The sequence below is a fragment of the Enterobacter sp. YSU genome, from assembly GCF_016082135.1.
GTDB lineage: Bacteria > Pseudomonadota > Gammaproteobacteria > Enterobacterales > Enterobacteriaceae > Enterobacter > Enterobacter hormaechei_C.
Map to the genome: position 1 here is coordinate 4,042,580 of NZ_CP059487.1, position 14,974 is coordinate 4,057,553.

Genomic DNA, 14,974 nt, shown 5'->3' on the forward strand with positions numbered 1-14,974 from the left:
AATGGACGTCAGCCGCAGACAATTTTTTAAAATCTGCGCGGGCGGTATGGCCGGAACAACAGCCGCAATGCTGGGATTCGCTCCCAAAATGGCGCTGGCTCAGGCACGCAACTATAAACTGCTGCGCGCGAAAGAGATCCGTAACACCTGCACATACTGCTCCGTGGGTTGTGGGCTATTAATGTATAGCCTGGGTGATGGCGCAAAGAACGCCAAAGAAGCGATTTATCATATTGAAGGGGACCCGGACCATCCGGTGAGCCGCGGGGCGCTTTGCCCGAAAGGGGCGGGGCTGCTGGACTACGTCCACAGTGAAAACCGTCTGCGCTACCCGGAGTATCGTGCGCCGGGCTCTGACAAATGGCAGCGTATCTCCTGGGACGAAGCCTTCTCCCGAATTGCAAAACTGATGAAAGCGGATCGCGACGCCAACTTTATTGAGAAGAACGAGCAGGGCATCACGGTAAACCGCTGGACCTCCACCGGGATGCTGTGTGCCTCTGCGGCAAGTAATGAGACCGGCATGCTGACGCAAAAATTTGTGCGCTCCCTCGGCATGCTGGCGGTTGATAACCAGGCGCGCGTCTGACACGGACCAACGGTAGCAAGTCTTGCTCCAACATTTGGTCGCGGTGCGATGACCAACCACTGGGTTGATATCAAAAACGCTAACGTCGTGGTGGTAATGGGCGGTAACGCCGCTGAAGCCCATCCGGTGGGATTCCGCTGGGCGATGGAAGCGAAAAACAACAACGATGCGACGCTGATTGTCGTCGATCCACGCTTTACGCGTACGGCATCGGTGGCTGATATCTATGCGCCGATCCGCTCCGGTACGGACATCACGTTCCTGTCCGGCGTGCTGTTGTACCTGATCGAAAATAACAAAATTAACGTGGAATACGTTAAGCATTACACCAATGCCGGCCTGCTGGTACGGGAAGATTTCGCCTTCGAAGATGGCCTCTTCAGCGGCTATGACGCCGGGAAACGTCAGTACGATAAATCGTCCTGGAACTATCAGTTCGACGAAAACGGCTACGCGAAACGCGATGAGACCCTGAGCGATCCACGCTGCGTGTGGAACTTGCTGAAACAGCACGTTTCCCGCTATACGCCGGACGTGGTGGAAAACATCTGCGGTACGCCGAAAGCGGACTTCCTGAAAGTATGTGAAGTGCTGGCTTCCACCAGTGCCGCCTACAGAACCACTACATTCCTGTACGCGCTGGGCTGGACGCAGCATACCGTGGGCGCGCAGAACATCCGTACCATGGCGATGATCCAGCTGCTGCTCGGCAACATGGGGATGGCCGGTGGCGGCGTGAACGCCCTGCGCGGGCACTCTAACATTCAGGGCTTAACCGACCTCGGCCTGCTGTCGACCAGCCTGCCGGGTTACCTGACCCTGCCGTCCGAGAAGCAGACCGACTGGCAAAGCTGGCTTGACGCCAACACGCCAAAAGCGACGCGTCCGGACCAGGTGAACTACTGGAGTAACTATCCGAAGTTTGCCGTCAGTCTGATGAAATCGTTCTACGGCGACGCGGCGCAGAAAGAGAATGACTGGGGCTTTGAGTGGTTGCCGAAATGGGACCAGGCTTACGATGTCATCAAGTATTTCAACATGATGGATAAGGGCGACGTCACGGGTTACATCTGCCAGGGCTTTAACCCGGTAGCGTCATTCCCGGATAAAAACAAAGTCGTTCGCAGCCTGAGCAAGCTGAAGTACATGGTGGTTATCGATCCGCTGGTCACCGAAACGTCTACGTTCTGGCAGAACCACGGTGAATCAAACGATGTCGATCCGGCAGCGATTCAGACCGAGGTGTTCCGCCTGCCGTCGACCTGCTTTGCGGAAGAGGACGGTTCAATTGCCAACTCTGGCCGCTGGCTACAGTGGCACTGGAAAGGTCAGGATGCGCCGGGCGAAGCGCGTAATGACGGCGAAATTCTGGCCGGGATTTACCATCGTCTGCGCGAGATGTACCGCGCAGAAGGCGGCAAAGGCGCTGAGCCGCTGCTGAAGATGAGCTGGAACTACAAGCAGCCGGATCATCCTGAGTCCGAAGAGGTGGCAAAAGAGAACAACGGCGTGGCGCTGGCCGACCTGTACGATGCCAACGGCAATCTGGTGGCGAAGAAAGGACAGCTGCTCAATAGCTTCGCGCTGTTGCGTGACGACGGTACCACGGCCTCTTCCTGCTGGATCTACACCGGCAGCTGGACGGAGCAGGGTAACCAGATGGCCAATCGCGATAACGCCGATCCGTCAGGCCTGGGCAATACCCTGGGCTGGGCATGGGCGTGGCCGTTGAACCGCCGCGTACTGTACAACCGTGCCTCCGCAGACGTGAACGGTAAGCCGTGGGATCCGAAACGCATGCTGATCGAGTGGAACGGCACGAAGTGGACGGGGAACGATATCCCGGACTTCAACACCGCCGCGCCGGGCAGCAACACCGGGCCGTTTATCATGCAGCCGGAAGGGCTGGGACGTCTGTTTGCTATCGACAAACTGGCGGAAGGGCCGTTCCCGGAACACTACGAGCCGATGGAAACGCCGCTCGGCACTAACCCGCTGCACCCGAATGTGGTCTCCAGTCCGGTGGTACGCATCTATGAAGACGACGTGCTGCGTTTAGGTAAAAAGGACAAGTTCCCTTATGTCGGCACCACCTACCGCCTGACCGAGCATTTCCATACCTGGACCAAGCACGCGCGGCTTAACGCCATCGCGCAGCCGGAACAGTTTGTGGAGATAAGCGAAACGCTGGCGAAGGCGAAAGGCATTGCCAACGGCGATCGCGTGAAGGTCAGCAGCAAGCGCGGCTTTATTCGCGCGGTGGCGGTGGTCACCCGTCGTCTGCAAACGCTGAACGTGCATGGCCAGCAGGTGGAAACCGTCGGTATACCACTGCACTGGGGCTTTGAAGGGGTAGCGCAGAAAGGCTACATCGCCAATACCCTGACGCCAAACGTCGGCGATTCCAACTCGCAAACGCCGGAGTATAAAGCGTTTCTGGTCAACATCGAGAAAGCGTAAGGAGCGATTAAATGGCGATGGAAACACAAGACATTATTAAACGCTCCGCGACCAACCCGATAACGCCCGCGCCTCGTGCGCGGGATTACAAGGCAGAAGTCGCCAAGTTGATCGATGTCTCCTCCTGCGTGGGCTGTAAGGCCTGCCAGGTGGCCTGCTCGGAGTGGAACGATATTCGCGACGAGGTGGGGCACTGCGTTGGTGTCTATGACAATCCTGCTGATCTGAGCGCCAAGTCCTGGACGGTGATGCGCTTTAGCGAAACCGACCAGAATGGCAAGCTGGAGTGGCTGATCCGTAAAGACGGCTGTATGCACTGTGAAGATCCGGGCTGCCTGAAGGCATGCCCGTCTGCCGGGGCAATCATTCAGTACGCCAACGGGATCGTCGACTTCCAGCAGGATAACTGCATCGGCTGCGGTTACTGTATTGCAGGTTGTCCGTTTAATATCCCGCGCCTCAATAAAGAGGATAACCGGGTCTATAAATGCACGCTGTGCGTCGATCGCGTCAGCGTCGGCCAGGAGCCTGCCTGCGTGAAGACCTGTCCTACCGGGGCGATCCACTTCGGTACCAAAAAAGAGATGCTGGACGTGGCACAGCAGCGGGTGGATAAGCTCAAAGCGCGCGGCTATGACAAGGCCGGGATTTATAACCCGCAGGGTGTCGGCGGTACGCACGTCATGTATGTTCTGCACCACAATGACCAGCCGGAGCTGTATCACAATCTGCCGAAAGATCCGGCGATCGATACCTCAATCAACCTGTGGAAAGGGGCGCTTAAGCCGCTCTCAGCAGCGGGCTTTATCGCCACCTTTGCCGGGCTGATTTATCACTACATCGGTATCGGGCCGAATAAAGAGGTGGATGACGACGAGGAGGAGCATCATGAGTAAGTCGAAAATGATAGTGCGCACAAAATTTGTCGATCGCGCCTGTCACTGGACGGTGGTCATCTGCTTCTTCCTGGTGGCGGTATCCGGCATATCGTTCTTCTTCCCGACGCTACAGTGGCTCACGGAAACCTTCGGGACACCGCAGATGGGGCGCATTCTGCACCCGTTCTTCGGCGTGCTGATTTTCGTGGTGCTGATGTTTATGTTCGTGCGTTTCGTTCATCACAACATCCCTGACAAGCAGGATATTCCCTGGATTAAAGGGATTGTTGAGGTTCTGAAAGGCAACGAGCATAAAGTCGCTAAGGTGGGCAAATACAACGCCGGGCAGAAGATGATGTTCTGGACCATCATGAGTATGATTTTCGTGCTGCTGGTGACCGGAGTGATTATCTGGCGTCCGTATTTTGCCCAATATTTCCCGATCCAGGTGGTGCGCTACGCACTGCTGATCCACGCGACCTCGGCCATTATTCTGATCCACGCCATCCTGATCCATATGTATATGGCCTTCTGGGTGAAAGGATCGATTAAAGGCATGATTGAAGGGAAGGTGAGCCGCCGCTGGGCGCAAAAACACCATCCGCGCTGGTATCGGGACGTCGAGCGTCTTGAAGCGCAAAAAGAGAGTTCGGAAGGGTTGAAGTAAACCTCGCGCCGTCGGCATTGTCCGGCGGCGCTGCACTTGCGCGGGCAGGGATAACTGCCTGGCAGGCTGGTGTCATGTGTTAGTCAATAAGCGATCAATTGCTGCTATAACATCCTGACGAGCGTTACGTAAATTACAAACAAAGTCTTTTGGATTAATTTTCTGGTTATTAATATTGGTTATCATTGGCGAATAAATCAGAAAGGTTTCAAATTCAATATTTATTCCTGGAGCCAGCTGGCTCTGCCATAGCGGTAGCCTGTTATTTCTCGCGAGGGGTACAATGACGCGAGTGGGGAGATCGTCATAATAATCATCCTGGATAAGCATATAATAAGGAAGCTGGTCCCGCGTTGCCGCAGACGTATTACGATAAACATTAAATTGTCTCAGCATTAAAGCACCCTGAAAAACTCATCATCAGTGATAGTTCCATGTTTCTCCACAAACTCATTCATTGCTCGTATAAATGCACGATCCGCTTCTGATAGCTGATGTGATGGTGTCGAGCCTGGCTTAGCATGGGTTGTAGGCTTTGTTGCTGCTTTAGGTCTGGAAGGGGTCGATTCTGCCGTGCGTTTCATCGGTTTCTCCTTTGTTGGTGCGGTCATTATCAACCGCAGCCAACAAAAAACAATACTGTTTCCCCTGGTAATCTACATTATGCGAGCCGTCTTCCAGTAATATCAAAATCGCTCTGCAATATACCGGAAGGGATATTTTGTAGGCTTCACTTTGCCGATCTTGCGTTTCGGTAAATCCACCTTGTCTACGTGAATTTCTTTATAGGGGATCTGGGAAAGCAGATGCGAAATAATATTCAGCCGCACCCTTTTTTTATCTTCTGAGCGCGCCACAAACCACGGCGCCCAGGCGGTGTCGGTCGCTTTAAACATCGCGTCGCGGGCGAGGGTATATTCATCCCACAGATTGAAAGATTTAATATCCATTGGAGACAGCTTCCAGATCTTGCGACCATCATTGATGCGATCGCGCAGGCGTCGCTCCTGCTCTTTTGGCGTTACTTCAAGCCAGTATTTCAACAAAATGATCCCGGCATCGACCATCGCTTTTTCCATTACCGGCGTTCCATCAAGAAATTTTTCGGCCTGCTCTTCGGTACAGAAACCCATGACTCTTTCCACGCCCGCGCGGTTGTACCAGCTGCGGTCAAAAATGACGATTTCACCGGCAGAGGGTAGATGGGGAACGTAACGCTGAAAATAGAGCTGACTTTTCTCTTTATCGGTGGGGGCCGGTAACGCAACAACGCGAAACACCCGGGGACTGACGCGTTCGGTGATGGCTTTGATAGCGCCGCCTTTACCGGCGCCGTCTCGCCCTTCAAAAACAATACAGACCTTTAACCCTTTGGCGACCACCCATTGCTGGAGCTTAACCAGTTCAACATGGAGGCGGCGAAGCTCTTGCTCGTACGCTTTGGTTTTGAGCGGCGCGTTTTTAACGACATCATCAACAACACGGGTTTTCTTCTTACTGACCATGGTGGGTCTCCCTTTGTATCCGGTCGCGGGATCGAGGCCGTACTAAGAGTGTAATCGGCCTGAATGAATGGATTAATGTGTCAGAAAGCTGATTTGAACTGGTTCACCATACAAGTTTAATCAATAATGCACGCTGCATATTTTTTAACAGTGGTCGCGGTATGAAAAAGACAATTTTTTCGTTAGCACTGGGTACCTTTGGCCTGGGGATGGCTGAGTTTGGCATTATGGGCGTGCTGACCGAGCTGGCTCATGATACGGGCATTTCGATTCCCTCCGCCGGAAATATGATTTCGTTTTACGCTTTTGGCGTGGTGATCGGCGCGCCGATTGTGGCGCTGTTCTCCAGCAAATTTTCGCTGAAAACAACGCTGCTGTTTCTGGTGGCGATGTGCGTCGTCGGTAACGCGCTCTTTACCTTCTCTGACTCCTACGTGGGGCTGGCGGCGGGGCGCTTAATCTCTGGTTTCCCGCATGGCGCGATTTTCGGAGTGGGGGCGATAATCCTGTCAAAAATCGCGCCGCCGGGTAAAGTGACGGTCGCTGTGGCCGGGATGATTGCCGGGATGACCGTTGCCAACCTGCTTGGCGTGCCGCTCGGGACGTGGCTGGGACATGAATTTAACTGGCGTTACACCTTCTTTTTGATTGCGGTCTTTGACGCGCTGGTGATCCTGTCTGTTCTGCTGTGGGTGCCTGACATTCACGACACGACAACCACCCGGCTGGCAGAACAATTCCACTTCCTGAAGAAACCGGAACCGTGGCTGATTTTTGCCGCTACGATGTTTGGCAATGCCGGGGTGTTTGCCTGGTTTAGCTTCGTGAAGCCGTTTATGGTCAACGTATCAGGCTTTTCTGAGGGCGTCATGACCGCGATCATGATGCTGATGGGGCTGGGCATGGTGCTGGGAAATGTCTTCAGCGGCAAGCTGTCGTCACGCTTTAGCCCGCTGCGCATTGCTGCCACCACCGACCTGGTGATTGTGGCTTCGCTGCTGGCGTTGTTTGCCTTTGGCGAGCTTAAAACAGCTTCACTGGTCATGGGATTCATCTGTTGCGCCGGGCTGTTTGCGCTCTCTGCGCCTCTGCAAATTCTGCTGCTGCAAAATGCGAAAGGCGGCGAGATGCTGGGGGCCGCAGGCGGGCAAATGGCGTTTAACCTCGGCAGCGCAATTGGCGCCTATTTCGGTGGATTGATGATTACGCTCGGCTTTAGCTGGAGCTATGTCACGCTGCCGGCCGCGATTTTATCCTTCTCTGCGATGACCTCTCTGCTGATGTATGGTTATTTATGTGCCAAAAAGCGTCAGGCCAACGCAGGTGCGCTGGCCTGATTGCACACTTTGCCCGCTGGTCGCGGGCGCAGGAGGGGACTAAACGAATTTCGCCAGCGGGTCAGCGGCGGCAAAAGCGACCGCTTTGTCTGCTGCTGGCGGGTAAATCAGTTCGTTGGTGATGGCGACTTTGATCTTTTTGCCTTCCTCGCGCACGGATTTAACGCGCTGTTCCCAGCCCTCGGTGTATACCGCGCCCCAGCCACCTAAATCCAGACAGGTGACGTAGTTCACCTGACGGTAAGGGTACGGCTCCAGATTTAACAGGCTGGCCGCCGCGTTGTGTCCGGCGAATTTCCCCAGCTGGATCGCGTGCTGGCAGGTCATCAGCGCCGTGTTGCCCGCATCGTCCGTTTTGGCGTGCGCCATATCACCCGTCGCGTAAACCTCCGGATGCGCAGGAACCTGCAACGTGTCGTTGACGATCAGCCGTCCCTGAGTATCGCGTTCCCCGTCAATTTGCAGGCTGAGGGGGTTAGCTTCTACCCCTGCCGTCCACACTACAGTGGCGCTGGCAATGCGCTCTCCGTTTTTCAGCGTTACGCCGCTGGCATCGATGGCTTCAATTTCACTGTTTAAACGCCATTCAACGCCCAGCGCGTTGCTTGCTTCTTCAATTGTGTTACGCAGCGCCTCGCTATAACGCCCGCCGATGGTTGCACCTCTTTCAACTACGATTACCTTAGTCTTTGTATCAGCGGCGAAGCGAGTACGGAGTCGGGCAGGGAGTTCCGTTGCCAGTTCGATGCCGGTAAAGCCGCCGCCACACACGACCACGGTATTACGCTCCGGGGTGGAGGGGCGCGAAACCAGCGAATCAAGATGCTGCTCGAACAACCTGGCGGAGTCGAGTTGGTCGATATCAAAGGCGTATTCAGCCAGACCGGCAACAGGAGGGCGTTTAGTCTGGCTACCGGTTGCGAGGATCAGACGTTCCCAGGCGACGTCAGCAATCGCGCCGTTTGAATCGCGATATAAAACGGTTTTAGACGAGGTATCAATACGTTGTACTTCGCCCGCAATAAAGGCGATGCCCAGCTCAGCAAACAGTTCGGTCAGCGGCGCGACCATCGTCGACACGTTCTCTTCATAAAAGCGTGGGCGAACGCGTAGCTCCGCAACAGGGGCCAGCACGGCAATGCTGAGGCTATTGTTACCCGCCAGAGCAGAAAGGCGCGCGGCGCTGACCGCAGCCCACATACCGGAAAACCCACTACCCACAATTAAAATCTGCTTTTTCATACTCGATCCTTTAGTGCGTCAGGCTGTATGTCTGACATAACTGCCACTATACTTGTCGGAGTTAACTGCGACAACTTCTTTCTGAGTTAAAAATCGTTATAATGCAGCGAACAATGACCCGGAGTGAGCCATGGCGTTTTACAGTTCTGGTGTGGAATATGGCATTCATAGCCTGATGTGTATGGTGGATGCAAAAGGCAATGAACGTGAGATGAGCGTCCGGGAGATGGCGGCCTTGCAGGGCGTGCCGTACGACTATCTTGGAAAAATCTTCACCCGTTTATCACGCGCGGGGCTGGTCATCAGCACCGAGGGTAAAGGGGGAGGCTTCCGGCTGGCGCGTCCGGCAGAGCTGATCAGCGTGCTGGACGTGGCGCACGCCATCGACGGCGAGAAGAATATGTTTGAGTGTCGGGAAGTGCGTCAGCGCCTGGCGGTGTTTGATGAAACGCCACCTGCCTGGGTCTGTGACGGCCCGTGTGGGGTGCGCTCGGTCATGGACAGCGCGCAGCAGCGGATGGAAGAGGAGTTAGGGCGCCATACCATCCTGGATCTGGCGCGGAAGATGTATCGAAAAGCGCCGGACACGTTCCAGATCGAGGTTCAGGAATGGATTTCCGATCGCCGTTCGTCCACGTGAAAAGCCGGGCAGGGCAGAGCCGCTACCCGGCCACCGCGGTTAAGAACGTAAATCAATCACCATACGGCCACGGATCTGGCCCTGTTCCATCTCTTTGAAGATGGCGTTGATATCTTCCAGTGGGCGCATTGTAACTTTCGGTTTCACCTTACCTTCAGCCGCAAACTGGAAGGCTTCGAGCAGATCCTGACGGGTACCCACCAGGGAACCCACTACCTGAATCCCATCCAGGACCAGACGTGGAATATCCAGGCTCATCGCTTCCGGCGGCAGGCCTACAGCCACCACGCGGCCTCCGGCGCGAACTGCGTCAACGGCAGAGTTGAAGGCCGCTTTCGCTACCGCCGTCACCACCGCCGCATGTGCACCGCCGGTTTTCTCCTGAATCACTTTTGCCGCATCTTCACTGCGGGAGTTCACGGTTAAGTCTGCGCCCATGCTGGCAGCGAGCTTCAACTGCTCGTCATTCACGTCAATGGCGATAACTTTCGCATTGAAGACATTTTTGGCGTATTGCAGCGCGAGGTTGCCCAGACCGCCCAGGCCATAGATCGCAATCCACTGGCCGGGTTTGATGTCAGAGACTTTTACCGCTTTGTAGGTGGTGACCCCGGCGCAGGTGATGCTGCTGGCCGCCGCAGAGTCCAGTCCGTCCGGAACTTTAACCGCGTAATCCGCGGTTACGATGCACTCTTCCGCCATGCCGCCGTCAACGGAGTAACCCGCGTTTTTCACGTCACGGCACAGCGTTTCGTTGCCGGTATTACAATATTCACAGTGGCCACAGCCTTCGAAGAACCACGCCACGCTTGCACGATCGCCTACTTTTAGCGACGTGACGCCAGGACCAATCTCTTTGACGATACCAATCCCTTCGTGGCCGAGGATCACCCCGGTTTTGTCGCCAAAATCGCCATTCTTAACATGGAGATCGGTATGGCAAACGCCACAGCACTCCATCTTCAGCAGCGCTTCACCATGTTTGAGCGCGCGTAAGGTTTTTTCTGTGACATTAACCTGATGATCCTGAGTGACAACAGCAGCCTTCATGTGTTTCTCCTTTCATGATGAGTATCTGCATAGCAGGTCTGATTACCCATTAAGGATTAATACTTTGGCGATGTAATGCAAGGTAACCGCAACATAATGTCATTATTTGATGCATTTTCGGATTAAGAAAAGGCTGTACCCCTCATAAATTGGGGTGAAAAACACTGGCCCGGCGACGCCACCGCCGGGCTCAGATTTACAGTTGCGCTTCTATTACCTCAATCTCTTTTCGCCATTGCGCCTGTAACTGCGGTTTTTGATGTTTTGGCTTGCGCGCCAAATCTTCTTCCAGCAGTGTTTCCAGGGCAACCAGGCGTTCGAGCAGATCGTCAGACGCTGAAGAGGGTGCCTTCAATGCGTTATTCGATGCCTCAGGTACAACCGGAGCGGTGTCCTCACGCAGGCGCTCAAACACCGCCTCCGCATCGTGCCATTCGCTCAGCCTGCCGTCCTCAATCAGCCAGAAGCGGTTACAGCTCTGGCTAATTAACTGACGATCGTGGCTCACCAGCAGCACTCCGCCTTCAAACTGTTGCAGCGTTTCCGCCAGCGCCTCTTTGCCTTCCATGTCCAGGTGGTTGGTCGGTTCATCCAGCATCAGCAGGCTATAACGGGCAAGCGTCAGGCCGACGAACAGCAGGCGCGAACGTTCCCCGCCGCTCAGCGTACTGACTTTTTGCCCGTGACGCGCCCACGGGAACCCGGCACTGATGAGCGCCATTTTACGGGTCTGCGGATCTGGCGCGAAAGGCTCCAGTGCATCAAGCAGCGCTGCATCATCTGGCAACTGGTGCAGCGTCTGGTCGTAGTAGCCGGGTGAGACGCGCGGATGACGCTTAAGCCGCTCGTCCGCGATCTCGTCGCGAAAATGTCGCCAGATAAGCTTCAGCAGCGACGATTTTCCGCAGCCGTTACGACCCACAATCGCCACGCGATCGCCGCTCTTTAGCCGCGCGCTGTTGAGAGTAAACAGGTCTGGCAGACCCGGCGCCGGGGGGACGCCGAGGTGAGTCATTTCCAACAGGCGGTCGGCGCGAAGCGCGTCCCCGCGCAGGGTTAAGGTCCACGGGCTTCCCGCCGTCAGTTCCGTCTGGGTCTCTTTCAGGCGTTCGACCTGTTTTTCCATCTGCTTAGCCTTACGGGAGAGATCTTCGTTGTCATAGACCTTGCCCCAGGTCGCGAGACGCCGTGCGCTGGCCGTGACGCGGTCGATCTCTTTTTGCTCTGCCTTATGGCGCAACGCATCGCTTTCGTCTTTTGCGTCGAGCGCCAGACGGGCGGCAGTGCAGGGAAGGGCAAAGGCGTGCAGCTTTTTATCGCGCAGGATCCAGCTGCCGTTGGTTACCGCGTCCAGCAGTTGCCTGTCGTGTGAGACCAGCACAAAGCTGCCGGACCAGTTTTGTAGAAACTGCTCCAGCCACAGCAGGGTCGGCAGGTCAAGGTGGTTGCTTGGTTCGTCCAGAAGCAGCAGATCCGGATCGCTTATCAACGCTCGTGCCAGCAGCAACCGCGTATGCTGGCCGCCGCTCAGCGTGGCGGAGGTTAACGCCGTTTCCTGCGTCGTGAAGCCCATTCCGGCCAGCAGCGTCTCGGCTTTCCAGCGCAAACTGTCGCGCTCACCGATCGGCAGCTGCGCCAGCACCGCATCCAGCATGGTCAGGGGATAAAGGGCCTCCGGCAGATGTTGTTCCACGCGCGCCAGCAGGCAATGCCCCGCCAGTGAAACGGTTCCGGCAGCAGGGGACTGCGTCCCGTCGAGGATTTTCAGCAGCGTACTTTTTCCGCAGCCGTTATCACCCAGCAGGCCGATGCGATCGCCTTTTTTCAACGTAAAGGAAAGAGAGTCGAAGAGCGTGCCGAACGCCGTATCAACGCGTAAAGAATGTGCAGTGAGTAAAGTGCTCATTGTTGCTTACCCAGGAGTTACAGGCATGTTTATGCCTCGTCAAACATCGCTGACGATAACTCAGTAAGCCCGAGAGAAGGGATTTCAGGGGTTGGTGTCTTCGCTCAAGCGGAAGTTATCGCAGCACGATACCGATAACGCTTGAGCTGGTGCGATCACCAAATGTATGTGAAACATTGAAAATTTCACAGTACAGCATAATTGGCCTCCTTATATATTCAGTAGGTTAATGGATGAAGGGAGTGTAGCGGGGGAAAATGGGTTTGGCTAGTGGGAGGTGCCGTATATTCCCCTCACCCAGCCCTCTCCCCTTTGGGGAGAGGGCTGGGTGAGGGGCAATGCTTAAATAGAAGTACGACGATAGCTACGGTATTCCGGCATCCAGAAGTTATCGTCAATCGCCTGCTGCAACGCATCGGCAGAGGTTTTCACCGCGACGCCTTGCTGCTGCGCCATTTTGCCTACCGCGAAGGCAATTGCGCGGGACACTTTATGAATGTCTTTCAGCTCCGGCAGTACCAGGCCTTCACCGTTATTCACCAGCGGTGAGTGACCTGCCAGCGTTTCGCTCGCGGACATCAGCATTTCGTCGGTGATGCGTGACGCACCGGAGGCGATAACCCCCAGACCAATACCCGGGAAGATATAGGAGTTATTGCACTGTGCGATGGGATAGAGTTTGTCCTTCCACAGCACCGGATCAAACGGGCTGCCGGTCGCGACCAGTGCCTTACCTTCTGTCCAGGCGATAATATCCTGCGGCGTTGCCTCCACGCGTGAAGTCGGGTTAGACAGCGGCATCACGATAGGGCGTTCGCAGTGCTTGTGCATCTCGCGAATAATCTCTTCCGTGAAGAGGCCGGTCTGCCCGGATACGCCGATCAGAATGTCCGGCTTCACGTTGCGCACCACGTCAAGAAGCGAGAGCACTTCGTTATCCGTATCCCAGTTTTTCAGGTTTTCACGCTTCTGCACCAGTTTGGTCTGGAACGGGAGCAGGTTTGGCATACCGTCGGTCAGCAGGCCAAAACGGTCCACCATAAAGACGCGGGAGCGAGCCAGCTCTTCGCTTAAGCCTTCGCGCTGGGTCTGGGCAATAATTTGCTCGGCGATGCCGCAGCCTGCGGAGCCTGCACCCAGGAAGACAATTTTCTGATAGCTGAGCTGGCTGCCTGCCGCACGGCTCGCGGCAATCAGCGTCCCCACGGTCACTGCCGCAGTGCCCTGAATGTCATCGTTGAACGAGCAGATCTCATCGCGGTAGCGGTTCAGCAGCGGCATGGCGTTTTTCTGTGCGAAGTCTTCGAACTGCAACAGCACGTCCGGCCAGCGGTGCTTCAAGGCCTGGATGAAATCATCAACAAACTGATAGTACTCGTCGTCGGTAATGCGCGGGTGACGCCAGCCCATGTACAGCGGATCGTTCAGCAGTTGCTGGTTGTTGGTCCCCACGTCCAGCACAACCGGCAGGGTGTAGGCTGGGCTGATCCCGCCGCAGGCGGTATACAGCGAGAGCTTACCGATGGGGATCCCCATCCCACCAATGCCCTGGTCGCCAAGGCCCAGAATACGTTCGCCATCGGTTACCACGATCACCTTGATGTTGTGATTAGGCACGTTTTGCAGAATGTCGTCCATGTTGTGACGGTTCTGATAGGAGATGAACACGCCGCGGGAACGACGGTAGATCTCTGAGAAGCGTTCACACGCCGCGCCGACGGTTGGGGTATAAATGACGGGCATCATCTCTTCGAGATGGTTCTGCACCAGGCGGTAGAAGAGGGTTTCGTTGGTGTCCTGGATATTACGCAGGTAGATGTGCTTATCGATTTCGGTTTTAAAGCCCTGATACTGGATCCAGGCGCGTTCCGCCTGTTCTTCAATGGTTTCAACCACTTCAGGCAGCAGACCCAGCAGGTTAAAGCTGCTGCGCTCTTCCATGCTAAAGGCGCTGCCTTTGTTCAGAAGGGGAAACTCCAGTAAAACCGGACCGGCGTAAGGAATATAAAGGGAACGATGTTTTTTCAGTTTGTTGTCCATGTCACTCACTCTTTTTAAGAAGATCCGTCCCTGACACTGCTGTTTGTCATCTTTCTGGCCTGTGCTACGGGGTGCGGTCGGGGGGTATTATAAAGGAGCTAAATATTAATTACCGCAACACATAAACAAAAACACCACCGGGGTAACCGATGGTGTTGTGGATTTCGTACTGGAACTTACTTGCCTGCCTGACGTTTCCTGCCGGTGGCGTGGGTCACTTGCGTTTCGCTCCCCTCTTCAATAACCACTTTGCGCTGGTTAGAGAGCTTGTAGTTCAGTCCCAGAATGTGGCGTGCCTGACGGTTCGATTTCATATTAACTCCTCAATCCCGTTGATAGTTTTAAGGACAAGTTTGCTCACGCAAACGAAATGTAACCCCTTAGGTTGCAGATCCAGCTTAGCAGGTTTTTACAAAGGTGCATTTTGCCCGCTGACCACATAGTTGATGGTTTGCTGGTAGATGTCACTGAGGATGTCATTGTCTGTGGCTTCCACCCACCTGGTCAGTTCCATCAAAATGTCATCTTCGGTAACAACACCGTGCTCCGCCTGAAGACCCTGCGCAATCGCGTTAACGAGTTCGGGTTGTGCTGCTGTGGTATGTGCCGGGTAATAAGTAAACATGTTGCCTCCGTGTCGTTGTCTGTTTAATGTTACGG

General features: G+C 55.1%; 14 protein-coding genes. 5 read left to right on the forward strand and 9 right to left on the reverse strand.

The genetic code is table 11. The annotated features are described in order from the left end of the window. The first annotated feature begins 1 nt into the window (after position 1). From fdnG to fdnI, 3 genes are read left to right on the forward strand one after another with little or no spacing between them, the layout of a single operon-like run. Positions 2–3,049 (forward strand): formate dehydrogenase-N subunit alpha, encoded by a 3,048-nt coding sequence (gene fdnG / locus H2Z33_RS19400; RefSeq protein WP_139153671.1) that lies wholly within the window; start codon positions 2–4, stop codon positions 3,047–3,049. Between the two features lie 11 nt (positions 3,050–3,060). Continuing rightward, positions 3,061–3,945 carry a formate dehydrogenase subunit beta gene (gene fdxH, locus H2Z33_RS19405; RefSeq protein WP_015570476.1) on the forward strand — a complete coding sequence of 295 codons (885 nt, stop codon included), beginning with the start codon at positions 3,061–3,063 and terminating at the stop codon, positions 3,943–3,945. Next, the gene (gene fdnI, locus H2Z33_RS19410) at positions 3,938–4,594 is read left to right on the forward strand and encodes a formate dehydrogenase-N subunit gamma (RefSeq protein ID WP_015570477.1); all 657 of its coding nucleotides are present in this window, start codon (positions 3,938–3,940) and stop codon (positions 4,592–4,594) included. Before fdxH ends, fdnI begins: the two co-directional genes overlap by 8 nt. 72 nt (positions 4,595–4,666) lie before the next feature. On the opposite strand, the gene H2Z33_RS19415 is transcribed toward fdnI, so the two are convergent. The 3 genes from H2Z33_RS19415 to ppk2 all read right to left on the reverse strand — a co-directional run bounded on the left by H2Z33_RS19415 (position 4,667) and on the right by ppk2 (position 6,099). Further along, positions 4,667–4,990 carry a CcdB family protein gene (locus H2Z33_RS19415; protein ID WP_045142160.1) on the reverse strand — a complete coding sequence of 108 codons (324 nt, stop codon included), beginning with the start codon at positions 4,988–4,990 and terminating at the stop codon, positions 4,667–4,669. After that, the gene (locus tag H2Z33_RS19420; RefSeq protein WP_049017617.1) at positions 4,990–5,178 is read right to left on the reverse strand and encodes a hypothetical protein; all 189 of its coding nucleotides are present in this window, start codon (positions 5,176–5,178) and stop codon (positions 4,990–4,992) included. The genes H2Z33_RS19415 and H2Z33_RS19420 overlap by 1 nt, the downstream gene beginning before the upstream one ends. Before the next feature lie 102 nt (positions 5,179–5,280). Further along, positions 5,281–6,099, reverse strand: coding sequence for a polyphosphate kinase 2 (gene ppk2, locus H2Z33_RS19425; RefSeq protein ID WP_032671172.1), 819 nt, complete (start codon positions 6,097–6,099; stop codon positions 5,281–5,283). Positions 6,100–6,260: 161 nt separating this feature from the next. On the opposite strand from ppk2, the gene araJ reads away from it, so the two are divergent. After that, positions 6,261–7,436 (forward strand): MFS transporter AraJ, encoded by a 1,176-nt coding sequence (araJ, locus tag H2Z33_RS19430; protein WP_032619633.1) that lies wholly within the window; start codon positions 6,261–6,263, stop codon positions 7,434–7,436. A gap of 39 nt (positions 7,437–7,475) precedes the next feature. Here the strand turns inward: araJ and H2Z33_RS19435 are convergent, their stop codons facing one another. Continuing rightward, entirely contained in the window at positions 7,476–8,678 is a 1,203-nt protein-coding gene (locus tag H2Z33_RS19435; RefSeq protein WP_047728473.1) for an NAD(P)/FAD-dependent oxidoreductase, read from the reverse strand. Between the two features lie 130 nt (positions 8,679–8,808). Here H2Z33_RS19435 and H2Z33_RS19440 point away from each other — a divergent pair, with 130 nt between their 5' ends. Continuing rightward, positions 8,809–9,318 (forward strand): RrF2 family transcriptional regulator, encoded by a 510-nt coding sequence (locus tag H2Z33_RS19440; RefSeq protein WP_015570482.1) that lies wholly within the window; start codon positions 8,809–8,811, stop codon positions 9,316–9,318. A 39-nt stretch (positions 9,319–9,357) separates the two neighbouring features. On the opposite strand, the gene adhP is transcribed toward H2Z33_RS19440, so the two are convergent. From adhP to bdm, 5 genes are all read right to left on the reverse strand, one after another. Continuing rightward, positions 9,358–10,368, reverse strand: a complete 1,011-nt coding sequence (adhP, locus tag H2Z33_RS19445) for an alcohol dehydrogenase AdhP (protein WP_006810706.1) — start codon at positions 10,366–10,368, stop codon at positions 9,358–9,360. A 196-nt stretch (positions 10,369–10,564) separates the two neighbouring features. Further along, on the reverse strand, positions 10,565–12,274 hold the full coding sequence (locus H2Z33_RS19450; RefSeq protein WP_033487795.1) for an ABC-F family ATP-binding cassette domain-containing protein: 1,710 nt from the start codon (positions 12,272–12,274) through the stop codon (positions 10,565–10,567). A gap of 342 nt (positions 12,275–12,616) precedes the next feature. Then, positions 12,617–14,314 (reverse strand): NAD-dependent malic enzyme, encoded by a 1,698-nt coding sequence (locus H2Z33_RS19455; RefSeq protein ID WP_063134610.1) that lies wholly within the window; start codon positions 14,312–14,314, stop codon positions 12,617–12,619. A gap of 176 nt (positions 14,315–14,490) precedes the next feature. Continuing rightward, positions 14,491–14,628 (reverse strand): stationary-phase-induced ribosome-associated protein, encoded by a 138-nt coding sequence (gene sra, locus H2Z33_RS19460; RefSeq protein WP_000841561.1) that lies wholly within the window; start codon positions 14,626–14,628, stop codon positions 14,491–14,493. 95 nt (positions 14,629–14,723) lie between these two features. After that, positions 14,724–14,939 carry a biofilm-dependent modulation protein gene (gene bdm, locus H2Z33_RS19465; protein ID WP_015570485.1) on the reverse strand — a complete coding sequence of 72 codons (216 nt, stop codon included), beginning with the start codon at positions 14,937–14,939 and terminating at the stop codon, positions 14,724–14,726. Positions 14,940–14,974 lie beyond the last annotated feature (35 nt).

What these genes read in the sequence shown, in the direction of transcription:
- fdxH (WP_015570476.1), top strand. Translation starts at nt 3,061, where the DNA reads ATGGCGATGGAAACACAAGACATTATTAAACGCTCCGCGACCAACCCG.
- fdnI (WP_015570477.1), top strand. Translation starts at nt 3,938, where the DNA reads ATGAGTAAGTCGAAAATGATAGTGCGCACAAAATTTGTCGATCGCGCC.
- H2Z33_RS19415 (WP_045142160.1), bottom strand. Translation starts at nt 4,990, where the DNA reads ATGCTGAGACAATTTAATGTTTATCGTAATACGTCTGCGGCAACGCGG.
- H2Z33_RS19420 (WP_049017617.1), bottom strand. Translation starts at nt 5,178, where the DNA reads ATGAAACGCACGGCAGAATCGACCCCTTCCAGACCTAAAGCAGCAACA.
- ppk2 (WP_032671172.1), bottom strand. Translation starts at nt 6,099, where the DNA reads ATGGTCAGTAAGAAGAAAACCCGTGTTGTTGATGATGTCGTTAAAAAC.
- araJ (WP_032619633.1), top strand. Translation starts at nt 6,261, where the DNA reads ATGAAAAAGACAATTTTTTCGTTAGCACTGGGTACCTTTGGCCTGGGG.
- H2Z33_RS19435 (WP_047728473.1), bottom strand. Translation starts at nt 8,678, where the DNA reads ATGAAAAAGCAGATTTTAATTGTGGGTAGTGGGTTTTCCGGTATGTGG.
- H2Z33_RS19440 (WP_015570482.1), top strand. Translation starts at nt 8,809, where the DNA reads ATGGCGTTTTACAGTTCTGGTGTGGAATATGGCATTCATAGCCTGATG.
- adhP (WP_006810706.1), bottom strand. Translation starts at nt 10,368, where the DNA reads ATGAAGGCTGCTGTTGTCACTCAGGATCATCAGGTTAATGTCACAGAA.
- H2Z33_RS19450 (WP_033487795.1), bottom strand. Translation starts at nt 12,274, where the DNA reads ATGAGCACTTTACTCACTGCACATTCTTTACGCGTTGATACGGCGTTC.
- H2Z33_RS19455 (WP_063134610.1), bottom strand. Translation starts at nt 14,314, where the DNA reads ATGGACAACAAACTGAAAAAACATCGTTCCCTTTATATTCCTTACGCC.
- sra (WP_000841561.1), bottom strand. Translation starts at nt 14,628, where the DNA reads ATGAAATCGAACCGTCAGGCACGCCACATTCTGGGACTGAACTACAAG.
- bdm (WP_015570485.1), bottom strand. Translation starts at nt 14,939, where the DNA reads ATGTTTACTTATTACCCGGCACATACCACAGCAGCACAACCCGAACTC.